This is a genomic window from Pseudomonas sp. NPDC089743, from assembly GCF_044748785.1.
In the GTDB taxonomy this organism is placed as follows: Bacteria; Pseudomonadota; Gammaproteobacteria; order Pseudomonadales; family Pseudomonadaceae; genus Aquipseudomonas; species Aquipseudomonas putida_X.
Map to the genome: position 1 here is coordinate 112,838 of NZ_JBIVGS010000003.1, position 19,925 is coordinate 132,762.

Annotated in this window: 24 protein-coding genes and 1 riboswitch; of the genes, 13 read left to right on the plus strand and 11 right to left on the minus strand. The window is 61.2% G+C overall.

What is annotated here, in order from left to right:
* Window positions 1-6 precede the first annotated feature (6 nt).
* The 3 genes from ACIPZC_RS07370 to ACIPZC_RS07380 form a co-directional block, all read right to left on the minus strand.
* Window positions 7-888, minus strand: coding sequence for a MerR family transcriptional regulator (locus tag ACIPZC_RS07370; RefSeq protein WP_400625950.1), 882 nt, complete (start codon window positions 886-888; stop codon window positions 7-9).
* Window positions 878-1,846 (minus strand): YbgA family protein, encoded by a 969-nt coding sequence (locus tag ACIPZC_RS07375; protein ID WP_400625952.1) that lies wholly within the window; start codon window positions 1,844-1,846, stop codon window positions 878-880. Before ACIPZC_RS07375 ends, ACIPZC_RS07370 begins: the two co-directional genes overlap by 11 nt.
* Before the next feature lie 106 nt (window positions 1,847-1,952).
* Entirely contained in the window at window positions 1,953-2,939 is a 987-nt protein-coding gene (locus ACIPZC_RS07380; protein WP_012316253.1) for an NAD(P)/FAD-dependent oxidoreductase, read from the minus strand.
* A gap of 186 nt (window positions 2,940-3,125) precedes the next feature.
* Here ACIPZC_RS07380 and ACIPZC_RS07385 point away from each other — a divergent pair, with 186 nt between their 5' ends.
* Entirely contained in the window at window positions 3,126-4,031 is a 906-nt protein-coding gene (locus ACIPZC_RS07385; RefSeq protein WP_241806329.1) for a TIGR01777 family oxidoreductase, read from the plus strand.
* A gap of 13 nt (window positions 4,032-4,044) precedes the next feature.
* Entirely contained in the window at window positions 4,045-5,058 is a 1,014-nt protein-coding gene (gene hemH / locus ACIPZC_RS07390; RefSeq protein WP_400625954.1) for a ferrochelatase, read from the plus strand.
* Between the two features lie 46 nt (window positions 5,059-5,104).
* On the opposite strand, the gene ACIPZC_RS07395 is transcribed toward hemH, so the two are convergent.
* Window positions 5,105-6,370 carry a uracil-xanthine permease family protein gene (locus ACIPZC_RS07395; protein WP_400625956.1) on the minus strand — a complete coding sequence of 422 codons (1,266 nt, stop codon included), beginning with the start codon at window positions 6,368-6,370 and terminating at the stop codon, window positions 5,105-5,107.
* A gap of 2 nt (window positions 6,371-6,372) precedes the next feature.
* The gene (upp, locus tag ACIPZC_RS07400; RefSeq protein ID WP_011532223.1) at window positions 6,373-7,011 is read right to left on the minus strand and encodes a uracil phosphoribosyltransferase; all 639 of its coding nucleotides are present in this window, start codon (window positions 7,009-7,011) and stop codon (window positions 6,373-6,375) included.
* Between the two features lie 159 nt (window positions 7,012-7,170).
* Here upp and ACIPZC_RS07405 point away from each other — a divergent pair, with 159 nt between their 5' ends.
* From ACIPZC_RS07405 to ACIPZC_RS07420, 4 genes are all read left to right on the plus strand, one after another.
* Window positions 7,171-7,728: a hypoxanthine-guanine phosphoribosyltransferase gene (locus tag ACIPZC_RS07405; RefSeq protein ID WP_012316248.1), complete on the plus strand. Its 558-nt coding sequence runs from the start codon at window positions 7,171-7,173 to the stop codon at window positions 7,726-7,728.
* Window positions 7,729-7,730: 2 nt separating this feature from the next.
* Window positions 7,731-8,204 carry a WbuC family cupin fold metalloprotein gene (locus tag ACIPZC_RS07410; protein ID WP_400625959.1) on the plus strand — a complete coding sequence of 158 codons (474 nt, stop codon included), beginning with the start codon at window positions 7,731-7,733 and terminating at the stop codon, window positions 8,202-8,204.
* Window positions 8,205-8,257: 53 nt separating this feature from the next.
* Window positions 8,258-8,728: a hypothetical protein gene (locus tag ACIPZC_RS07415; RefSeq protein ID WP_241806333.1), complete on the plus strand. Its 471-nt coding sequence runs from the start codon at window positions 8,258-8,260 to the stop codon at window positions 8,726-8,728.
* 68 nt (window positions 8,729-8,796) lie between these two features.
* Window positions 8,797-9,087, plus strand: a complete 291-nt coding sequence (locus ACIPZC_RS07420) for a PA4642 family protein (RefSeq protein WP_267818735.1) — start codon at window positions 8,797-8,799, stop codon at window positions 9,085-9,087.
* A 128-nt stretch (window positions 9,088-9,215) separates the two neighbouring features.
* Here the strand turns inward: ACIPZC_RS07420 and mqo are convergent, their stop codons facing one another.
* Both mqo and ACIPZC_RS07430 read right to left on the minus strand, forming a co-directional pair.
* Window positions 9,216-10,721, minus strand: coding sequence for a malate dehydrogenase (quinone) (gene mqo, locus ACIPZC_RS07425; RefSeq protein WP_400625961.1), 1,506 nt, complete (start codon window positions 10,719-10,721; stop codon window positions 9,216-9,218).
* A 604-nt stretch (window positions 10,722-11,325) separates the two neighbouring features.
* Window positions 11,326-11,559, minus strand: a complete 234-nt coding sequence (locus ACIPZC_RS07430) for a hypothetical protein (RefSeq protein ID WP_400625963.1) — start codon at window positions 11,557-11,559, stop codon at window positions 11,326-11,328.
* A gap of 192 nt (window positions 11,560-11,751) precedes the next feature.
* Between ACIPZC_RS07430 and ACIPZC_RS07435 the strand changes: the two genes are divergently transcribed.
* The gene (locus ACIPZC_RS07435) at window positions 11,752-12,336 is read left to right on the plus strand and encodes a YajG family lipoprotein (protein WP_241806337.1); all 585 of its coding nucleotides are present in this window, start codon (window positions 11,752-11,754) and stop codon (window positions 12,334-12,336) included.
* 73 nt (window positions 12,337-12,409) lie between these two features.
* Here ACIPZC_RS07435 and ACIPZC_RS07440 read toward each other — a convergent pair whose 3' ends face one another.
* Complete coding sequence (locus tag ACIPZC_RS07440; protein WP_267818729.1) at window positions 12,410-12,616, minus strand: hypothetical protein; 207 nt, start codon at window positions 12,614-12,616, stop codon at window positions 12,410-12,412.
* Window positions 12,617-12,776: 160 nt separating this feature from the next.
* Here ACIPZC_RS07440 and ACIPZC_RS07445 point away from each other — a divergent pair, with 160 nt between their 5' ends.
* A complete protein-coding gene (locus ACIPZC_RS07445; RefSeq protein ID WP_400625966.1) occupies window positions 12,777-13,037 on the plus strand; it encodes a hypothetical protein in 261 nt (86 codons plus the stop codon).
* Window positions 13,038-13,068: 31 nt separating this feature from the next.
* On the opposite strand, the gene ACIPZC_RS07450 is transcribed toward ACIPZC_RS07445, so the two are convergent.
* The gene (locus tag ACIPZC_RS07450; RefSeq protein WP_241806340.1) at window positions 13,069-14,238 is read right to left on the minus strand and encodes a 1-acyl-sn-glycerol-3-phosphate acyltransferase; all 1,170 of its coding nucleotides are present in this window, start codon (window positions 14,236-14,238) and stop codon (window positions 13,069-13,071) included.
* Between the two features lie 122 nt (window positions 14,239-14,360).
* Here ACIPZC_RS07450 and ACIPZC_RS07455 point away from each other — a divergent pair, with 122 nt between their 5' ends.
* The 5 genes from ACIPZC_RS07455 (at window position 14,361) to ACIPZC_RS07475 (ending at window position 17,901) form a co-directional block, all read left to right on the plus strand.
* Window positions 14,361-14,546 (plus strand): CPXCG motif-containing cysteine-rich protein, encoded by a 186-nt coding sequence (locus ACIPZC_RS07455; RefSeq protein WP_012316238.1) that lies wholly within the window; start codon window positions 14,361-14,363, stop codon window positions 14,544-14,546.
* A complete protein-coding gene (locus tag ACIPZC_RS07460; protein WP_115273872.1) occupies window positions 14,546-14,806 on the plus strand; it encodes a putative signal transducing protein in 261 nt (86 codons plus the stop codon). The genes ACIPZC_RS07455 and ACIPZC_RS07460 overlap by 1 nt, the downstream gene beginning before the upstream one ends.
* Before the next feature lie 15 nt (window positions 14,807-14,821).
* The gene (locus ACIPZC_RS07465) at window positions 14,822-15,442 is read left to right on the plus strand and encodes an SOS response-associated peptidase (protein WP_400625969.1); all 621 of its coding nucleotides are present in this window, start codon (window positions 14,822-14,824) and stop codon (window positions 15,440-15,442) included.
* A 108-nt stretch (window positions 15,443-15,550) separates the two neighbouring features.
* Window positions 15,551-16,885 carry a M60 family metallopeptidase gene (locus ACIPZC_RS07470; RefSeq protein WP_400625971.1) on the plus strand — a complete coding sequence of 445 codons (1,335 nt, stop codon included), beginning with the start codon at window positions 15,551-15,553 and terminating at the stop codon, window positions 16,883-16,885.
* A 200-nt stretch (window positions 16,886-17,085) separates the two neighbouring features.
* Window positions 17,086-17,901 carry a M48 family metallopeptidase gene (locus ACIPZC_RS07475; protein ID WP_400625973.1) on the plus strand — a complete coding sequence of 272 codons (816 nt, stop codon included), beginning with the start codon at window positions 17,086-17,088 and terminating at the stop codon, window positions 17,899-17,901.
* A 148-nt stretch (window positions 17,902-18,049) separates the two neighbouring features.
* On the opposite strand, the gene ACIPZC_RS07480 is transcribed toward ACIPZC_RS07475, so the two are convergent.
* Window positions 18,050-18,634, minus strand: coding sequence for a TMEM165/GDT1 family protein (locus tag ACIPZC_RS07480; protein ID WP_241806377.1), 585 nt, complete (start codon window positions 18,632-18,634; stop codon window positions 18,050-18,052).
* 91 nt (window positions 18,635-18,725) lie between these two features.
* Window positions 18,726-18,845, minus strand: a riboswitch (yybP-ykoY riboswitch).
* A 42-nt stretch (window positions 18,846-18,887) separates the two neighbouring features.
* Window positions 18,888-19,883: a methyltransferase gene (locus ACIPZC_RS07485; RefSeq protein ID WP_400625975.1), complete on the minus strand. Its 996-nt coding sequence runs from the start codon at window positions 19,881-19,883 to the stop codon at window positions 18,888-18,890.
* Window positions 19,884-19,925: the final 42 nt, after the last annotated feature.

The following is a 19,925-nucleotide window of genomic DNA, read 5'->3' on the forward strand; positions in this document are numbered from 1 at the left end:
GGGTATCTACTCTACAGGCGGGCGGTCACTGCCTTGCAGCGTTCGCAATGCCGCCTGCGGGGTATCGAACAGGAAAAGCTCGGGCAGACCGAAGGCTTGCAGTTGAGCTTGATGGAGGGAAATCGTGGCACCGCCCAGCAGCTTCGTGCCTGCTATGCCCTGCAGGGTGCGCAGCAGGGCCCTGCCTTCGATGCGCGGGCCCAGGTGCAGCAGCAGGGCGCGAGGTTGCAGAGCGGTGACGGCGCGCTGCAACTCCACCCCGCTCACGGGGTATTCCAGCACTTCGACGGGGATGCCACTGCTGCTCAGCAACCAGGCAGAAAGCCAAAAGCTGGGGTCGAAGGCGTGCTCGCTGTCTTGGGCCAGCAGCACGGCCGGGCCGTGCAGTGATTGATTGTCGTGGTATACCCGCGCCCCCAGCTTGCTGCGCAGCCACGTGTGGAAGAACACCTGTTCAAGCCTGGCATTGAAGTAATTGCACCAACGCTGCGCCAGGCTATCGAGCAACGGCAGTAGCAATTTCTCGCACAGGGTGACGGCAGGGTACAGCGCCATGGCTTGGTTCAGCTGCTGGTCGAGGCTGCGCTGGGACAGATTGGCGATGGCCTCGATCAACTGTTGCTGGCGGGTTTGCCAGTCGCCTTGCGGGGCTGCGCCGGGTGGTTTGTCGAGCAACTCACGCACCTGGCCAACCGATGCCCCCCGTTCCAGCCACGCCAGGATCGCTTGGACCCGTTCGACCTGATCACGGCCATACAAGCGGTGGCCTTTGGCGGTCCGTTGGGGCTTCAGCAGGCCATAGCGCCGCTCCCAGGCGCGCAGGGTGACTGGGTTCACGCCGGTGCGGCGGGCCAGTTCACCAATGGGCATGGACGTTTCAGACTGCATTACGTAGCCCCAAGCTGTCGGGGTGTGGCTGCAAGTAGGCCTGCTGCAGCAGGTACGGGTCTGGGTGCTTGCGCAAATGGTGTTTGAGCAAGGTCAGCGGCACCACCAGCGGCACGACCCCTTGCTGGTACTGGTCGATGATGTGTTTCAGCTCGGCCTTGTCCTGCTGCGTCAATGCGTCTTTGAAATAGCCACTGAGGTGCTGCAGAACGTTGCCATGGGTGCCGCGGCTGGCGCAGCGACGCAGCGCCTGCATCAACTGGCTGAAATAGCGGGGCCCGATGACCTCAGGGTCGTCGTCCCGGCTCATGCTGCCAAGCAGGCGCCCAAGCTGCCGGTAAGCCTGCGGGTTGTTGGCCATGAGCAGGTACTTGTAGCGCGAATGGAAGCGCACCAGTGCGCCACGGCTCAAACCCTCGGCCAGCAGATGCTGCCAGTCCGCATAGGCGTAGACGCGGCTGATGAAGTTTTCGCGCAATACCGGGTCGTGCAGGCGGCCCTCTTCCTCCACCGGCAGGTCCGGGCGACGGGCGCAGAAGGCCGCTGCATAGGCGCCCCTGCCGCCCTGTACTGCCGGGTGACCGTTATCCTGGTAGACCTTGACCCGTTCCAGCCCGCAGGACGGCGACTTCTGCATGAAAATGTAGCCACAGATATCATCCAGCTCATCGGCCATCTGTTCGCCGTAGCTGGCGAGTGGGCCAGTGAAGTCCTCGCCAGGGTTGCGTGTCCCGACTACGGCGGGGTGTTCGGGGTCACCGACCAGGCGGATCGGGTCGCGGGGCACGCCCAAGCCGATGGCGACTTCTGGGCAGACCGGCCGCCAATCGAAATGTTCTTCCAGCTGGGTACGGCACAGATCGGACGACTTGTGCCCGCCGTTGTAGCGCACACTGTGGCCTGTCAGGCATGAGCTGATGGCAATGCGGGGCTTACGCTGGGCGGATGGATCGTGCATGGCTGCCTCCGAAAACTTGTACATGGAATCGCGCGTGTACAAGGTTATTCCAGCACAGCCACAAACTTATGCAAACTAGTATTTTTGTATAGTTTTGCAGTTTTGCTTATTCGAGATGCTCCAGCAGGCGTCGGGCCGCCTCCTGACCGCTGAGCCAGGCGCCTTCCACGCGGCCAGACAAGCACCAGTCGCCGCAGGCATAGAGCCCTTGGTCGGCATCGGCCAGCGCGCCCCATTCGTGACTGCCGGCCGGCCGCGCATACAGCCAGCGATGCGCCACGGAGAAGGACGGTGCGGGCACCACGCAGCCGACCAGTTCGGCGAATTCGCCCCAAAGCTGTTCGATCACTTCTTCCTTGGCCAGGTCGATGTGCTGCTTGCTCCACGTGGAGGTGGCATGCAGTACCCAGGTATCGAGCTGCTCATCGCGGCCTGGCTTGCTACGGTTGCGGGCCAACCAGTCGAGCGGGTTGTCTTGTACGAAGCAGCCCTGCATCGGGGTGTCCAGCGGTGTCTGAAAAGCCAGGGCAACGGCCCATGTGGGCTCCATCACCACGCCCGCTGCCACAGCGGCCAGTTTGGGGGTCGCGGCCAGCAGCGGCGTGGCTTGCGGCGCGGGGACGGCAATTACAACGCGGCTGAACGGGCCATGGCTGCAGCCTTCGGTGTCCTGAAGGTGCCAGTACTGCTTGCCGCGGAACACTTCGGCGATGCGGCAGCCGAAGTTGACCGTGACGTCCTTGAGCATGCCGCGGGTGATCGCGCTCATGCGCGGCACGCCGACCCAGCGCGTCTGTTCGTCGGGGGAGGGAGTCAGTTCACCGTCACGGTAGTTGTACAGCTGCGGCTTCCACTGTTCGGCCCAGCCGGCGGCCACCCATTGCTGCACTTGCTCGACGAAGCGCCGGTCGCGCGCAGTGAAGTACTGGGCGCCCAGATCGAGCGCTCCGGCCTCGCTGCGTTTGCTGGCCATGCGCCCGCCACTGCCGTGGCCTTTGTCGAACAGGTGAACGGATTGCCCGGCCTTCTGCAGGGCCTGGGCAGCGGAAAGGCCGGCGATACCGGCACCGATGATGGCAATAGGTACTGTCATGATGGCCTCTTCGAACCTTGCTGTAAGCAGACTACGCTGTCAGGCAAACCTGTACAATGCTTAAAATCTGTATAAGGTTATACCGCTTCTTAGGGCAGGTTGGCCTATGTTTATCTGAGAGCGTTGGGTTAAAAAAGTGCCTTGCTGTAAAAATAGACCATCGCCGCACTCTGTGAGGACACAGCCATGCATATATTGCTGACAGGCGGCACTGGCTTGATCGGCCAGCATCTTTGCCCGTTCTGGCTCGCCCAAGGTCATCGCCTGACCGTGTGGAGCCGGCGCCCCGACCAGGTTGCGCGCCTGTGTGGCAGCGGGGTGCGAGGTGTTGCCCGGCTGGAAGAGCTGGCCGCAGACGAGCCCGTGGACGCCGTGATCAACCTGGCCGGCGCACCGATTGCCGACCGGCCCTGGACTGCGTCACGGCGCAATGTGCTATGGGCCAGCCGTATCAGCCTTACCGAACAATTGCTGGCCTGGCTCGAGACCCGCGAGCAACGTCCCGAAGTGCTGATTTCGGGGTCGGCGGTGGGCTGGTATGGCGATGGCGGTGAGCGTGAATTGACCGAGGCTTCGCCGCCGGTGCGCGAGGATTTCGCCAGCCAACTGTGCATCGCGTGGGAAGAAACCGCGCAGCGTGCGCAGGCCCTTGGGCTGCGCGTGGTGTTGGTGCGCACGGGGCTGGTGCTGGCCAGCGATGGGGGCTTCCTGTCGCGCCTGCGCCTGCCGTTCAAGCTGGGGCTGGGCGGCCCATTGGGCAATGGCCGGCAGTGGATGCCTTGGGTGCATATAGACGACCAGGTTGCCCTGATAGATTTTCTGTTACGGCACAAGGACACCAGCGGTCCTTATAATGCCTGCGCGCCAGAGCCTGTGCGTAACCGCGAATTCGCCCGGCGCCTGGGCCGTGCGCTGCACCGGCCGGCGCTGTTGCCGGTACCCGGCCTGCTGCTGAAGGCGGGCCTGGGCGAGCTGTCGACGCTGTTGCTTGGTGGCCAGCGGGCACGGCCTGTGCGTTTGCTGGCCGCAGGCTTCACCTTCCGTTTCAACGATCTGCAATCGGCCTTGGACAACCTGTCCAAGCGCCTCTGACATAGGACGCTGCATGACCGATCACGCGCTGTTGCTGGTCAACCTGGGTTCTCCGGCTTCCACCTCGGTAGCCGATGTGCGCCGCTACCTCAATCAGTTCCTGATGGACCCCTACGTAGTCGACCTGCCATGGCCGTTGCGGCGGTTGCTGGTGTCGCTGATCCTGATCAAGCGCCCGGAGCAATCTGCCCACGCCTATGCTTCGATCTGGTGGGAGGAGGGCTCGCCCCTGGTGGTGTTGACGCGTCGGCTGCAGGCCGCGATGGTCGAGCACTGGCCCCACGGCCCGGTGGAAATCGCCATGCGTTATGGCGAGCCGGCGCTGCCACAGGTGCTCGAGCGCCTTGCCGCTCAAGGTGTACGCACCGTGACGCTGGCGCCGCTTTACCCACAATTCGCTGACAGTACGGTGACTACGGTGGTGGCGCAGGCCAACCAGACTGTCGCCGAACGCGCCTTGCCGTTGCAATTGCGTGTGCTGCAACCATTCTACGACCACCCTGAATACATCGATGCCTTGGTGGCCAGCGCCCGGCCTTACCTTGAACAGGACTATGACCACCTGTTGCTGAGTTTCCATGGTTTGCCGGAGCGGCACCTGAAGAAGCTCATGCCTGGCAGCAAGCATGATCTGCGGGCAGCGGACTGCTGCAAGGACGCCAGCGCCGAAGTGCGGGCGGTGTGCTACCGCGGGCAGTGCCTGGCGTCGGCCAAGGCGTTCGCCACCAGGATGGGCATCCCGGACGGCAAGTGGTCTGTCTCGTTCCAGTCGCGGTTAGGGCGGGACAAGTGGATCGAACCCTATACCGAGACGCGTCTGGATGAGCTGGCCAAGGCCGGTGCCAAAAAGCTGCTGGTGATGTGCCCTGCATTCGTGGCCGATTGCATCGAGACGCTGGAGGAGATTGGCGATCGCGGCAAGGAGCAGTTCATCGAGGCGGGGGGCGAAGAGTTGGTCCTGGTGCCGTGCCTGAATGATCACCCGGAGTGGGTGAGGGTGCTGGCGCAGATGTGTGAAAAGGCGTGAATGAAAAAGGGCCGCTTAGCGGCCCTTTAGCGACGCGAGGCCGCTTCTACACATCCAGCTTCTCTTTCTTCCAGCCATCGTTGCCCGGCAGGATCAGGTTCAGGGCAATGGCCACGATAGCGCACAGGGCGATGCCCTTCAGGCCCCAATCATCTGGGCCGTCGCCGCTGCCGATCAGCACGCCGCCGATACCGAATACCAGGGTCACCGACACGATCACCAGGTTGCGTGCTTCGCCCAGGTCGATCTTGTGGCGGATCATGGTGTTCATGCCCACCGCTGCGATCGAGCCGAACAGCAGGCAGAGGATGCCGCCCATCACCGGCACCGGGATGCTTTGCAACAACGCGCCGAACTTGCCGATGAAGGCCAGGGTGATGGCAAAGATCGCCGCCCAGGTCATGATCTTCGGGTTGTAGTTCTTGGTCAGCATCACGGCGCCGGTCACTTCGGCATACGTGGTATTGGGTGGGCCGCCGAACAGGCCTGCTGCCGTGGTGGCCAGGCCGTCACCGAGCAGGGTGCGGTGCAGGCCAGGCTTCTTCAGGTAGTCGCGGCCGGTCACGCTGCCGACTGCGATCACGCCGCCGATGTGCTCGATCGCCGGGGCCAGGGCTACCGGTACGATGAACAGGATGGCCTGCCAGTTGAACGCTGGTGCGGTGAAGTTGGGGATCTCAAGCCAAGGCGCGGCGGCAATCTTGGCGGTGTCGACCACGCCAAAGGCGAACGCCAAAGCAAACCCTACCAGTACCCCGGAGATGATCGGCACCAGGCGGAAGATGCCTTTGCCGAACACCGCGACGATCAGGGTGGTGAGCAACGCCGGCATTGAAATCAGCATGGCGGTCTTGTACGGCATGAGTACCGCGCCGTCACCGGCCTTGCCCATTGCCATGTTGGCCGCGATCGGTGCCATGGCCAGGCCGATGGAGATGATCACCGGGCCGATCACCACGGGTGGCAGCATGCGGTCAATGAAACCGGTGCCCTTGATCTTCACCATCAGGCCCATGAAGGTGTACACGAAACCTGCGGCCATCACGCCGCCCATGGTCTCGGCCAGGCCGAACTGGCCTTTGGCAAGGATGATGGGCGTGATGAAGGCAAAGCTCGAGGCCAGGAACACCGGGACCTGGCGGCCGGTGACCAGCTGGAACAGCAGGGTGCCGATACCCGCGGTGAACAGCGCGACGTTAGGGTCCAGGCCGGTGATCAGCGGCATCAGCACCAGCGCGCCAAATGCCACGAAGAGCATCTGCGCGCCCGAAACGACCTGGCGCCAGAGCGGGTCGTTGAAGCCGTCCTGCATGGTCAGGCGTCCTTCTGCTTGGTGCCGAAGATCTTGTCACCGGCGTCGCCCAGGCCCGGCACGATGTAGCCGTGTTCGTTGAGGCGCTGGTCGATCGAGGCGGTGTAGATCTGCACATCCGGGTGGGCTTTTTCCACCACTTCGATACCTTCTGGGGCTGCGACCAGCACCATGGCGCGGATTTCCTTGCAGCCGGCTTTCTTCAGCAGGTCGATGGTGGCGACCATCGAACCACCGGTGGCGAGCATCGGGTCGATGATCAGCGCCAGGCGCTGGTTGATGTCCGGCGCCAGCTTTTCCAGGTAGGTGTGTGCTTCGAGGGTCTCCTCGTTGCGGGCGACACCCACGGCACTGACCTTGGCGCCCGGGATCAGGCTGAGCACGCCATCAAGCATGCCGATGCCGGCGCGCAGGATCGGTACCACGGTGATCTTCTTGCCGGCGATTTTTTCAACTTGCACCTTGCCACACCAGCCATCGATCTCGTAGGTTTCCAGTGGCAGGTCCTGAGTGGCTTCGTAGGTCAGTAGCGCGCCGACTTCCTGGGCGAGTTCGCGAAAGTTCTTGGTGCTGATGTCGGCACGGCGCATCAGGCCGAGCTTATGGCGGATCAGCGGGTGGCGGATCTCACGAGTGGGCATAGGGGGGCTCCGAAAGGCGGGCAAAAAAACCGCGCTAGATTAATCTATTCAGCCTTTGCTGTCGTGCAGTCCTTTTGCACGTTAGTCCATAAATGCTTGATCTGTGACGAGCGGATGCGTACCTTTGCCCGCTTTTCCAAAATCCCCCTGGAGAGCGCAATGTCCGCTGATCTCGAGCACATCCGTCAAGTCATGCGCGAGGCAGACTGCCTGTACAACGAAGCCGAAGTCGAAGCGGCCATTGCCAAGGTTGGCGAGCAGATCTGCAAGGACCTGCACGACAAGAACCCGGTGGTGTTCTGTGTCATGAACGGAGGCCTGATCTTCGCTGGCAAGCTGCTGACCCACCTGCAGTTCCCGCTGGAGGCCTCGTACCTGCATGCCACGCGTTATCGCAACCAGACCAGTGGCGGTGAGCTGTTCTGGAAGGCTAAGCCTGAGGTGTCGTTCATCGATCGTGACGTGCTGATCGTCGACGATATCCTCGACGAGGGTCACACCCTCAGCGCCATCATCGAGTTCTGCAAGCATGCCGGCGCCCGCTCGGTGCACACTGCAGTACTGATCGACAAAGACCATGACCGCAAGGCCAGCCCGGACCTGAAGGCCAGCTATGTGGGCCTGCCGTGCATCGATCGCTACATCTTCGGTTATGGCATGGACTATAAAGGTTACTGGCGTAACGCGAACGGCATCTTCGCCGTCAAGGGACTGTGATCATGAGCCAGCCTGCTTTCATCGACCAAGCGTTGTTTGCCGGGCTGGCGCAAAAAGCCGCCGAGGCACCGCGTGGTCGCTACCATCACAACTTCCATGACATGCAGGACCCCTGTCACCGTTTGGCAGTGGGCTTGCAGCCGTCCACTTACATCGCGCCTCACCGGCACCTGAGCGAGGACAAGGCCGAGACCTTGTTGGCGCTCAAAGGCCGCTTGGGGCTGCTGATGTTCGATGAGCAGGGTGCCGTCATCGACAAGCGCGTGCTCGAAGCCGGTGGCGACTGCCTTGGCGTGGACCTGCGCCCGGGCATCTTCCATTCTTTGGTGGTGCTCGAGGCAGACAGCATCCTGTTCGAATGCAAGGCGGGCCCGTACCGGCCCTTGGCCGACGGCGAGCATGCCCCTTGGGCGCCGCGTGAAGGCGAAGAGGGTGTTGCCCAGTATCACGCCTGGATGCTCGCGCAGTTCGATTGACAGCCCCTGTCGTTGCGCGTGCTAGAGTGCGCCTTCATGCCAAGGAGCCTCACATGCGTGCGATCGTTCCCCTGTTGCTGGCGGTCAGCCTGCCTCTTGCCGCCGCACCGCTGCACAGCCAGTTTCTCCCGCCCGATGACCAGGCCCTGCGCCAGGAAGCGCCGACCGGCCAGCAACTGTTGCAGGTCACCGACTACTCGGTAGTGGTTGGAGCGCAGCGCCAATCTGATCAACAGCCCATTCCGATCACAGCCTCCTTGCAGATGCGCCTCAAAGGCAAGCCGCTGAGTAAAGGTGCGACCATCAGCCAGGTGTTGCTCACCTTCGAGGGCGAGGCGGGCAAGAGCCTGAAAAAGCCGGTGTATGACGACAAGACCCGTACGTTGAGCCTGAATTATCCGGTCAGCGACTACCGAGTGGTGATGGACCTGCTGCGCAACGAGACGGTGTATGTACAGTTTCTGACCTACCCCAACGGCCATGTCTGGGCCGACTTGCACACGGGTACCGTACGTACGCGTTGAGACGTGCTGCGTGTGGGGGGTAAACTGCCGGCCTTCGAAAATTCGTGATGGTCCAGTTGGAGCCGGCAATGCGCAAAGACAAGAAGCAGGTGATTGGTGACGAAATCAGCGACGACTATATCAAGTCGTTCCTTCAGTTTGAGCCTGCGGATGGTGTGACCTCACCTGCTCAGCACAAGCTGATCAAGGCTTACCGCGGTTTGCGTGTCGACGATTTCGAGCGTTTCGTAGGGTTCTTCGTCGAAGCCGGGTTGGACCTGGATGGCAAAGACGAACAGGGCAAGACCTTCGTCGAAGTGATCGCCGATCAGCGCAATGCGGCTGAGTACATCGAGATCATCGAAAAAGCCCGGGGCTGACTGATCCCCAGGCACAAAAAACGCCCCAGGGGCGATGCCATACAGTCAGTGTGATCAGGGCCGCAAAGCGGCCCTGGATCACCTAACTGACAGGCATAACTCCAAGGGGCGTTTTCGTCTCAGCCGGTTCAGGCGTAATGCTTGGCCGGGCTGCTCTCTACCAGGTCCAGCGCCTCATCATTCTCGGCACTGATCTTGTGGTACAGGGCTGCATCGGTGGCCAAGGTCTTTTCGCGAGCCGGGAAGATCTCCTTGAGCTTGGCGGCCCAGGGGCCCTTGGTCTGCTCGGGGAAGCAGCGTTCGATCAGTTCAAGCATGATCGACACCGTCACCGATGCGCCAGGGGACGCGCCGAGCAGCGCTGCCAGGCTGCCGTCCTGTGCCGACACCAACTCGGTACCGAACTGCAGGATGCCGCCTTTTTTCGGATCCTTCTTGATGATCTGCACGCGCTGGCCAGCCACTTCCAAGCGCCAGTCTTCGGCCTTGGCCTGCGGGTAGAAGCGGCGCAGCGACTCGAGGCGCTGTTCCATCGACTGCATCACTTCGCTGACCAGGTACTTGGTCAGGTCCATGTTGTCGCGGGCAACGGCCAGCATCGGGCCAATGTTGCCCATGCGCACCGACAGCGGCAGGTCCATCAACGAGCCGTGCTTGAGGAACTTGGTAGTGAAGCCGGCATAGGGGCCGAACAGCAGCGATGTCTTGCCGTCCACCACGCGGGTGTCCAGGTGCGGCACCGACATCGGCGGCGCGCCAACGGCGGCCTGGCTGTAGACCTTGGCCTGGTGCTGCTTGACGATTTCCGGGTTGTCGCAACGCAGCCACTGGCCGCTCACCGGGAAGCCGCCGAAGCCTTTGCCTTCCGGGATGCCCGACAGTTGCAGTAGCGGCAGTGCCGCGCCGCCGGCGCCGAGGAACACGAAGCGGGCGTCCACTTCACGGCTGCCGCCGCTGTTGACGTCCTTGATGCTGACGGTCCAGCCAGCGCCATTACGGCGCAGGCCAACGACCTTCTTGCTGTACTTGACCTGCGCATTCTGCGAGTCGCCCAGCAGCTTGAGCAGCTTGTTGGTCAGTGCGCCGAAGTTGACGTCGGTACCCTTGGTCACGCGGGTGGCGGCAATATGCTGGTCGGCCGGGCGGCCTGGCATCATCAGCGGCATCCATTCATTCATCACCGCCTTGTCTTCGGTGTATTCCATCTCGGCGAAGGCGTGGTGCTGCTTGAGCAGCTCGAAACGCTTCTTGAGGAAGGCAACACCTTTGTCACCTTCGACGTAGCTCAGGTGCGGGACAGGGTTGATGAAGGCACGGGCCGGGCCGAAATTGCCTTTTTTGCTCAGGTAAGCCCAGAACTGGCGCGATACCTCGAACTGGGTGTTGATGTGCACGGCCTTCTTGATGTCGATGCTGCCATCGGCGGCCTGGGGCGTGTAGTTCAGCTCGCACAGGCCGGCATGGCCGGTGCCTGCGTTGTTCCAGGGGTTGGAGCTTTCCGCGGCCCCGGAGTCCATCGCCTCGACGACCTCAAGCTTCAGGGTCGGGTCGAGCTCCTTGAGCAGTACGGCCAGGGTGGCACTCATGATGCCCGCGCCTACCAGTACTACATCAACCGATTCGTTCTGCGCCATTTAACGCGTCTCCACAATCTACAGCTACCTAATTGACAGCATAGGACCCCAGGGGTGCCAGGATCGCCATGTCCGACTTTTCGCAGTTCTTGCAACTTCCGCGGACACCGCCAAATCAGTCTTCGGGTTCGTCTATTGAACGCCGTTTGCCCCAGGTGCGGCAATTCGACTTATGGTCAAGGTGTCGTGCGTGCGTTATGGAACGGATTCAGACACCCATGTGAAATGAGCGTATCAGCCGCCTGTTAAGGGCCGTTCGGGACACCTCTGTCGCTATTGCACATGCCAGACTGTTCATTTGCTCGCCACACTCTCGTGAAGTTGTGAAAACCGTTTTTTTCACGCTCTTTTGGAGACGTGAACCTCAAAAGGGGACTGCGCGATGGCAACCCACAGGTTCATGCAGTGCGAAGGGCCGGAAAAGCAGGCACGACAGCTGATGCAAGACCTGAGTGGAAGGCTCTCTGTGGGCGAAGCGGTGAAGGTGCCGGGGTCAAACGGCAAATGCGGGGCCCGATCAGGAGACGTCCTTATAATCGGGGGGAGATTATAACGATGTCGCGGGCAGAAAGGTCGTTATTCGTGCTTTTTATTGCAGCGTTTGTCAGGCGGGCAGGGTGCGCCGCTGCCAATGGCGGTTTGCATGGGCGCAAACCCGGGCGCTGGCGGGCAGTGGGCGGCCCAGCCAGGCAAGCTGGATTTCCGTGACCTGCACCCAGCCACTGTTGCCGGGTGGCTGGGTGCATTGCTTGAACCCCAGGCAGATGCCGTCGCCATCGAGGCGGGCATAGGTGGTGTGGCGCGAGCGTTGGAAGAGTAGGGTCCAGAGCGAGGCCATGGTGTTGAGTCCTGTGTGTTAGGGCTTGTGGCGAGGATAACCGCCGGACCATGAACCGCGTGTGACAGACGCCCCTGGTATCAAGCGGCAAGCCACAACAAGGTGCCCGCGGGCTTTTACTTCTAGCTTGCCGCTTGTAGCTTGCCGCTAGGTATACTGTGAGCCTTCGCCGCATTTTCTGGAGAAACACGCATGTTGCAACGTCTGTTGTTCGGTTTGCTTGCCGTGGCCAGCCTGAGCCTGGTGGGTTGTGCCCACAGCCCGCAACAACTCAGCCCGCAACCCAAGCTCAACGCCCAGCTCGCTCCGGTCGGCCACGGCCAGCCGGTGGTGGTCAAGGTAGTGGACGGCCGGGCTTCGCAGTCCCTGGGTACTCGTGGTGGCATGTACCCCGAGACCAGCACTATCAGTGTCAGTGGCAATGACATCGTGCCCAAAGTGCAGGCCCAGGCCGAGGCCGCCGTACGCCTGTTGGGCTTCACCCCCACGGCCAACGCCGGCAATGCGCCGCAGCTGACCGTGACCCTGGCCGAGTTGAAGTACCAGTCGCCCAAGGACAACCTGTACGTGACCGAAGCCACCATCGGCGCCACCTTCCGCGCCGATGTGTCGAACGCCAACCGCCGTTACAGCGGCCGCTATGGCGCCTCGTTGGACCAGCGCTTCGGCATGGCGCCCAACCAGGAAACCAACACCAAGCTGGTGAGTGACGTGCTGAGCGATGCGTTGACCCGCCTGTTCAAGGACCCGACCATCGGTCAGGTGCTGGGCGAATAAGCTTTTCGCTGGAGCGAGAAAAAACCGCTGCCTGTTTGCCAGGCAACGGTTTTTTTTTGCTCGTGCACAGGCCTCAGGCCGCGTCGAAATGAAAGTCCAGCACGCTCACGCCCGTCAGCAGGTCCACCTCTGGCAAATGCTCATGCGCATGCCCGCCCAGCGCGCAATACACCAGCCACTGGCGGTCCTGGACATTGATGGCGAAACCATCGATCAACGCCTGCTGTTCATCGCTCTGGGCAACGAGATAGAGGCGATCCTGGTTTTCGGCGTGCAGCATGAACAAGCTCCGGCTTGGGAAAAGGCCGACAGGGTGGCCTGCCCTTATGACGAGCGTGTGACAGATGAAATTTAGTGACACTTTGTCGCCAATGTCGGGCGTCGGCGCCGGCCTTCGGTAGAATGCCGGCCTTCGCTGACGTTCTGACCGAGGTTGCGTGATGTCCTTGCAAGTGCTCTGGGGGGTTCTGGCCGCCCATCCGACCAAGCTGATCAATCTGCTGGCACTGTTGATGACCTGCCCGGGCGGGTTGCTGCTGCACAGTGCACGGCGTCGCCAGGCCATCACCCGCGAGAGCCTGGCAGCGGACGAAGGCTTGGTGGATGCGTTCGACCAGCGGGTGCCGCGCTATTACTACATTCTCGGCTTTTGCTGCCTGGCGATGGCCTTGCTGCTGTCCTGGTTCAGTACCTGGATCTGAACCCTGCGGGGCCGCCAAGCGGCCCCTGTGATCAGGCAACCGGTGCCTGTTGCCTGACCTGATACTGGTTGCGCACCGGGGTGGCGTATTGCAACACCAGGTATGGCCGCTGCTCCTGCGGGCAGGCGTCCAGGCGGCGTTGCCATTCTTCCTTGGCTTTTGCCAGCTCCTCTGCGGGGAACACCTTCTCGGCGCTCGGCACCTGCAGTGCCTCATCCTTTTCGTCCCACATTGCATAGGCCAGGTAGTGCACTGGGAACAACCGGTAGCCCCCCAGGATCTGCCGGTCGATCTCCTGCGCCAGCTGTTTGGTGTCCTCGTAGAACGCGGTTACCGGCGGGGCGAAGTTGATATGGACACGGCCCTTGTAGCCGGTGATGCCTTTGGCAATGCTGTTGTCGTCTTCACCTGGCGCTTTCTGGTAGGTACCGGTGGTCGCACGGATATACAGCTCGCGCGCCTTGGCCTGATCGCAAGGGTCGTACTCGTAGCTGATGGACACCGGGGTGAGGTTGAGGCCCTGGATCACTGCACCGAAAGGCTCATCCTTGCGGCTCATGTGGAACATCTTGAGGATGGCTGAGTCGGTACGGTCATCACCATCCTTGGCACGGCCTTCGGCCTGGGCGATCCAGATCGAGGTACCGTCGTTGCGGATCGAATGGTTGATGTAGGCCGAGAGCAACTGGTAGGCCGCGAGCTTTTCACGCCGGCCGCTGAGCGAGCGGTGGACGATGAAACTCTTGTTCAGGCGCATCATGTCGCTGACGAATGGCTTTTGCAGCAGGTTGTCGCCAATGGCGATGCGTGGCGTCGGCAGGCCGGCGTGGTACACCGCGTAGTTGACGAAGGCCGGATCCATGACGATGTCACGGTGGTTGGCCAGGAACAGATAGGCGGTACCGGATTTGAGTTGCTCGACGCCTGTGTACGTGACCCCGTCGGTAGCGCGCTCGATGGTGTGGTCGACGTAGTATTCGACCTTGTCCTGCAACGTGGACACGCAGGTGACCCCGGCGAACTCCTTGCGCAGGCGGCGGGCGATCAGCGGCTTGAGCAGCCAGCCGAATGCCCCGGCTGCGCGCGGGAAGCGGAAGTGGGTGAGGATATCGAGGAATGCCGGGTCGCTGAGCAGGCGTGCCAGCACGGCAGGGACCTCAGCATCGTCGTACGGTCGGATGGCATCGAATTCGCCCATCATGCTCTCTTGTTGGAAACGGCTAGGGTAATAAGGTAGGGGTGGGGCCCGAAAAACGGCTCGGACACACGCAGGCCCTGTAAACAGACCGGCAATTATACGCATAAGTCACTGCGGAGGCCGCGATGCTGGAAACCGACTTCTACGATTGCCCTTATTGCGGCGAGCGCGTGGAAACCACTGTGGACATCTCCGGTGGCGACCAGATGTACACCGAAGACTGCCAGGTATGTTGTCAGCCGGTGGTTTTCATCCTGCAGGTGCACGGCGACGAATGGATGCTTGAAGTCAGACGCGAGGACGATGCCTGATGCGGCGGATCTACGAACCAGAAACGTTGCTGGAAGCAGAAATGCTCGCTGGCATGCTGGCCAGCGAGGGTATCGAGGTGCACCTGATCGGCCGTGACCTGATGGGCGGTGTTGGCGAGTTGCCGATGCAAGGCTTGCTCGGGCTTGCGGTGGCCGATGAGCAGGCCGGTTACGCACGGCAGCTGATCGATGCGTACAATGGTGCCCAGCCGCTTGTCGGCGACGAACCGGAGAGCTATCCCGGTACCTTGATCTGCTAGGTTCTGAATTCGCCCATGTGTGGACGCTATGCCCTGTTTCGCTGGCCCCAGGCGCTTGCCAGCCTGCCAGGCTTTCCTGCCGGCCAGCCGGCGCAATGGAATATCGCGCCCGGCGCTTCGGTGCTGATCCAGCGCCAGGTCGACGGCCAGATGCAAGTGGCCAAGGCACGCTGGGGCCTGACCCCGGCCTGGCTCACTGACCTCTCACGCACCCCCGCGCATGCCCGGGCCGAAACCTTGGCCGAGCAGCCCATGTTCCGCGAAGCGTTGCGTCTGCGGCGCTGCCTGATGCCCGCCAACGGCTTTTACGAATGGCGTGGCACGGCACGCAAGCGCCCTTACTGGCTGACGCCGGGGGAGGGCGCGTCGTTGTGGTTCGCGGCCATATGGGAGGCTTATCCGGTCCAGGACCAGGTGTGGTTGAGCTGTGCGGTAGTGACCCAGGCGGCGATGAACCAGCGTCGGCCGCTGATCCTGGATGAGGCGGGGCAGGCTGCATGGTTGGACCCTGACACGCCGCTGGCGCGTTTGCATGAGCTGCTCGCCAGCCCACCAGCCACGCTACGTGAACGTGCGTTGGCCAATTTCGTCAATGACCCGAAACTGGACGCGCCGGAGTGTTTGACACCGGTATGACTGTAGTTGGCTGCCAATAACGCCTGTCATTTATGCTAGTTGACCACCTCTAGGTCCCGCCATAACGTTGTTCGTACCGAATTGGTGCAACCGTTTAAAGGGGCCATTATGAAAAATAACCCGTTGCCAGGCGAGGAGCAATCTGCGGTTTCGTCTGCACTCACGAATTTCAAAGTTCTACCTTCGGCCGATACAGATAGAAGGGTGTATGGGCGCTGGTTTCGTTATGCTGACTTTCAGCCAACGGGCATCTTCATTGAGCCCGGAGGTTATGTCATGTATCACTTCTCGATGCCGCCCAGGGCAAACGTCAAGATGCATTTCATGGTCGGGACTCCCGGCTTCAATACACAAGGCGCTGAGACTGAAGATCCTCGTACCTATGAAGTGCTCGAATCCCCCGGGATGATAAGCGATCCGGAAGGAGGGTTGCTGTGGTTGCGGGTAATACCTGACGAGCTCGCCCCGGCCGCCGAGGAGGTAACGTGCAATTTTGAATGCGTCGCTCTTTCGCATCGAGTACCTGTATTTATACAAGGTGAAACCTCCGCTGGTCAGTGGGGCCAGATGCTTGAGGCGGCCAGAGCAAAAGGACGAGCTCCAGCGCAGCTCATCAGTGATAAAGTCGTTCTAACCGCGTGGTGGGAGACGGCCTATGAATTTAAGGGTTATGACCCCTCGGAAGTATTAGATGAATACAAAGAAATTCTGAGAGTTGAAAATGAAATTGGCGCAATTGGTGAGGGTGCGGATCAAGCCCGGCCAAGTCCGCTGCGCATATTGGTCTCGGAGAAAGAAAGTGGTTATCCTAACGCCACTCACTTTCGAATAAGCCTACCGCAATACGGCAGTTCGTTATTGACGCCCGAGGGTGTGCGCGGCGAATGGGGCGTCTGGCATGAGTTGGGTCATATGCAGCAACAAATTGCTTGGAGCGCTAATGCGTTGACGGAAAATTCTGTCAATATATTTTCTCTTGCGGTTGAGCGCGCACAAGATAAACCCTCTAGCGCCGTGCGTTATGACAGCGAGGCTCATGCCTTCTTAAACAATACTGATCCGAACAAAAAGTTTGAAGATAATGGCCCCTACGTCTGTCTTGTCATGTGGGAACAGCTGCGCATAGCTTACGGTGACGCCTTCTTTCATAGGCTCCACCGCGAAACCCGTGCGAATGGCAACAGTGACTCCGGCCAGGGTGATGCTCAATATCGCCATTACTTTATGGTCACCACCGCACTGGCTGCGCAGCACGACCTCACGCGATTCTTCATTCGCTGGGGTTGGCACCCCACTCAGCGCACGCTAGATGCTATTCGAGATTTGCGGCTGCCTTCACCTGACCCCGACCCCTCTACCATCCACCTGAGAGCCAACACACAGATTGATGCGGGCGCGCAATTTTCCAGTTGCACGGCACATACGGGAGGTGACGATCATTGACAGTCGGAGATGGCAATTGACAGGGAAGCATGGCCATTCAGTACGCCGGTGAAATGCCGGCGTGCTGCAGTGTGTGAAAGCCCAAAGGTGACGTGAGTGCGAGCGCAGGTGTAACGGATGTCAAGAATCTTCCCTGCGGCTCTGGTAGCGCATGGGCGACTCGGCCTAGGATATCCCGCATGTAAAAAGGGAGTGTTTTCATGCGTAAGTCTTTTGTCGTCAGCCTGTTGAGTGCTGGCATCCTGCTGGCTGGCTGCCAGGCGGTCAATACCACCAGCGGGGGTGCTGTGGGCGTTGAGCGCAAGCAGTACATGTTCAGCATGCTCTCGACCGATGAGGTCAACCAGATGTACGCCCAGTCGTACCAGCAGACCCTCGGCGAAGCGTCGAGCAAGGGCGTGCTGGACAAGACCAGCGCCGATGCCAAGCGCGTGCAGGTGATTGCCGACCGGCTGATCGCTCAGGCGCCGAAATTCCGTCCTGATGCCGCGCAGTGGCAGTGGGAGGTCAATGTGATCAAGAGCGATGAGCTCAACGCCAACTGCGGCCCTGGCGGCAAGATCATCGTCTACACCGGTCTGATCGACCAGCTCAAGCTCACCGATGCCGAGATTGCCGCCGTGGTTGGCCATGAAATCGCGCATGCCTTGCGTGAGCACAGCCGCGAAGCGATGTCCAAGGCTTATGGCGTGGAAATGGCCCGCCAGGGTGCAGGTGCGTTGTTTGGCCTTGGTCAGAACAGTATTGCGCTGGCAGATCAGGTGGTGAACTACGCGATGACCCTGCCCAACAGCCGTGCCAATGAAAACGAAGCTGACCTGATCGGCCTGGAGCTGTCGGCACGTGCCGGCTACGACCCGAATGCCGCGATCACCTTGTGGAACAAGATGAGCAAGGCGTCCGAAGGCGCACCGCCTGAGTTCATGAGCACTCACCCGGCGTCCGAGAGCCGGATCGCCTCGTTACAGGCGGCGATTCCCAAAGTCATGCCTCTGTACCAGGCCGCCAAGAAGTAAGAGCAGCTGCAAGCTTCAAGCTTCAAGCTACAAGCTACAAGCTACAAGCTACAAGCTACAAGCTACAAGCTGCAAGCAAGAGCAAGAGCAGTACGCGTATGTCTGCCTCTCTCGTACAGCTTGCAGCTTGCAGCTCAAAGCTTGCAGCTTAACCCCCCACCCAGCCGCTGGCTTTCATGGCCGAGTAGACTGCGACGATTGCCAGCACGATGAAGGCTGTTGCGGCGAGGCGGCGAATCAGCGTCAGCGGCAGCTTTTCTGCGGCAAAATTGCCCGCCAGGACTACCGGTACATTCGCAATCAGCATGCCCAGCGTGGTACCGATGATGACCATGATCAGGTGCGGGTACTGAGCTGCCAGCATCACCGTCGCAACCTGGGTCTTGTCACCGATCTCGGCCAGGAAGAATGCGATCAGCGTGGTCAGGAACGGGCCGAAACGTCGCGCAGGGTTTTCATCATCATCCATCTTGTCCGGCACCAGGGTCCACAGGGCCGTCGCCGTGAAGCTCGCAGCCAGTATCCAGTGCAGCGCTGTCTCGCTGAAGAACCCGCTGACCCAGGCACCCACTGCACCTGCTGCGGCATGGTTGGCCAAGGTGGCGGCGATGATGCCGGCGATGATCGGCCACGGCTTGCGGAAACGGGCAGCGAGAATGAGCGCGAGCAGCTGCGTCTTGTCGCCAATTTCGGCTAACGCGACGATCGCGGTGGGTACGAGAAGAGATTCCAGCATCAGGATTCCTGTGGGGGCGGGTCGACACGGCTATGACACGTACAGCCTCCCCGCCCCGGGTAAGGTGTGCGTGTCATAGGTCTTGTCAAACCCCGGATCCGTCTGCGCAGATCGTGGGTCGCACGCGCCATGGCCTGTGGGCCAAGTGTGTTGACGCGTGCCGGGCAAGCAGGTTGCTTGCGGGAGACTACTCCCCTAGGACGGTGCGGATTCTGCCTAGGCGAAACGGTTTGGGCAAGCCCTGTTTTTGTCAGCGTGTTGCCTGATAGATGCGAAAGCCGTCTGCCTCGGCGCAGGTCCGGCAGTTGCCCAGAGCGCCTTCGATCAGCGGCTGATAACGCAGGAAGCTATTGGCAACCAAGCGCATTTCGCCGCCTTTTCGCAGATGTTGCCCTGATTTTTTCAGCAGGTTTTCCGAAGCCTGGTAGTTGGTATGCACCCCGGTATGGAACGGCGGGTTGCTCAGGATCAGGCTCAAGTCGCCGGGCGCAGCATCGATACCGTCGCCACTGATCACGTCACCTTCCAGCTGATTGGCCGCCAGTGTCAGGCGACTGGCGGCCACGGCAAAGGCGTCCACGTCCAGCATCGTGACCCGGCTCTGGGGGTAACGGCGTTTGACCGTGGCGCCGAGTACGCCGGCACCACAACCGAAGTCCAGTACATGGCCCACGGGCAGGTTATCCAAGTGTTTGAGCAGCAACGCCGTGCCGCGGTCCAGACGGCCGTGGCTGAACACCCCAGGCAGGCTGACCACGTGCAGTGGGCCGTCTTCCAGCTCGAGCGTGAAGCGTTCGGCCAGGCTTTCCAGTGGCTTGGCTTCGGGCGCGTTGTCCACGGTGACCTGCCACAGCTGGCAATGCCGGGCACTGTCGAGCTTGCGTGGCTTGCCCAAGGCTTGCAGAAGCTTGGCCGCGCCTTCGATGCCGCCGCGTTTTTCGCCCACCAGATAGAGCTCGCCACCGCCCAGGCGTGACGCCAGTGCGTTAACCAAGTAGGCCGCCAGTTCGCGCGACTTGGGCAGGTACAGCACTGCCGCCTCGAAGGGGACCGACGGCACGTCGACGCCGTAATGGCTGCGCCCGGCAAAGCGGGCGTCGAGCATGGCCTGATCGCCCGCATGCCACGTCCAGGCCTGAGCCTGCGGCAACTGGCCGAGCAGGTCATCGGCGGGGGCGCCGGCAATCAGCAGCCGACCCTGGAACAGGTCCGCCTGGCGGAGCAAAACTTCACTGCGCGGGTCCATGGACGACGCCTCCTGAAAAAAGTGGCGCAGTGTAGCAGAGCC

Excerpts from the sequence above, each read along its gene's own strand:
- ACIPZC_RS07445 (WP_400625966.1), top strand. The coding sequence starts at position 12,777 with ATGTCCTTGCAAGTGCTCTGGGGGGTTCTGGCCGCCCATCCGACCAAG.
- ACIPZC_RS07430 (WP_400625963.1), bottom strand. The coding sequence starts at position 11,559 with ATGGCCTCGCTCTGGACCCTACTCTTCCAACGCTCGCGCCACACCACC.
- ACIPZC_RS07455 (WP_012316238.1), top strand. The coding sequence starts at position 14,361 with ATGCTGGAAACCGACTTCTACGATTGCCCTTATTGCGGCGAGCGCGTG.
- mqo (WP_400625961.1), bottom strand. The coding sequence starts at position 10,721 with ATGGCGCAGAACGAATCGGTTGATGTAGTACTGGTAGGCGCGGGCATC.
- hemH (WP_400625954.1), top strand. The coding sequence starts at position 4,045 with ATGACCGATCACGCGCTGTTGCTGGTCAACCTGGGTTCTCCGGCTTCC.
- ACIPZC_RS07415 (WP_241806333.1), top strand. The coding sequence starts at position 8,258 with ATGCGTGCGATCGTTCCCCTGTTGCTGGCGGTCAGCCTGCCTCTTGCC.
- upp (WP_011532223.1), bottom strand. The coding sequence starts at position 7,011 with ATGCCCACTCGTGAGATCCGCCACCCGCTGATCCGCCATAAGCTCGGC.
- ACIPZC_RS07370 (WP_400625950.1), bottom strand. The coding sequence starts at position 888 with ATGCAGTCTGAAACGTCCATGCCCATTGGTGAACTGGCCCGCCGCACC.
- ACIPZC_RS07460 (WP_115273872.1), top strand. The coding sequence starts at position 14,546 with ATGCGGCGGATCTACGAACCAGAAACGTTGCTGGAAGCAGAAATGCTC.
- ACIPZC_RS07375 (WP_400625952.1), bottom strand. The coding sequence starts at position 1,846 with ATGCACGATCCATCCGCCCAGCGTAAGCCCCGCATTGCCATCAGCTCA.
- ACIPZC_RS07410 (WP_400625959.1), top strand. The coding sequence starts at position 7,731 with ATGAGCCAGCCTGCTTTCATCGACCAAGCGTTGTTTGCCGGGCTGGCG.
- ACIPZC_RS07485 (WP_400625975.1), bottom strand. The coding sequence starts at position 19,883 with ATGGACCCGCGCAGTGAAGTTTTGCTCCGCCAGGCGGACCTGTTCCAG.
- ACIPZC_RS07405 (WP_012316248.1), top strand. The coding sequence starts at position 7,171 with ATGTCCGCTGATCTCGAGCACATCCGTCAAGTCATGCGCGAGGCAGAC.
- ACIPZC_RS07380 (WP_012316253.1), bottom strand. The coding sequence starts at position 2,939 with ATGACAGTACCTATTGCCATCATCGGTGCCGGTATCGCCGGCCTTTCC.
- ACIPZC_RS07450 (WP_241806340.1), bottom strand. The coding sequence starts at position 14,238 with ATGATGGGCGAATTCGATGCCATCCGACCGTACGACGATGCTGAGGTC.
- ACIPZC_RS07420 (WP_267818735.1), top strand. The coding sequence starts at position 8,797 with ATGCGCAAAGACAAGAAGCAGGTGATTGGTGACGAAATCAGCGACGAC.
- ACIPZC_RS07440 (WP_267818729.1), bottom strand. The coding sequence starts at position 12,616 with ATGCTGCACGCCGAAAACCAGGATCGCCTCTATCTCGTTGCCCAGAGC.
- ACIPZC_RS07475 (WP_400625973.1), top strand. The coding sequence starts at position 17,086 with ATGCGTAAGTCTTTTGTCGTCAGCCTGTTGAGTGCTGGCATCCTGCTG.
- ACIPZC_RS07395 (WP_400625956.1), bottom strand. The coding sequence starts at position 6,370 with ATGCAGGACGGCTTCAACGACCCGCTCTGGCGCCAGGTCGTTTCGGGC.
- ACIPZC_RS07470 (WP_400625971.1), top strand. The coding sequence starts at position 15,551 with ATGAAAAATAACCCGTTGCCAGGCGAGGAGCAATCTGCGGTTTCGTCT.
- ACIPZC_RS07435 (WP_241806337.1), top strand. The coding sequence starts at position 11,752 with ATGTTGCAACGTCTGTTGTTCGGTTTGCTTGCCGTGGCCAGCCTGAGC.
- ACIPZC_RS07465 (WP_400625969.1), top strand. The coding sequence starts at position 14,822 with ATGTGTGGACGCTATGCCCTGTTTCGCTGGCCCCAGGCGCTTGCCAGC.
- ACIPZC_RS07385 (WP_241806329.1), top strand. The coding sequence starts at position 3,126 with ATGCATATATTGCTGACAGGCGGCACTGGCTTGATCGGCCAGCATCTT.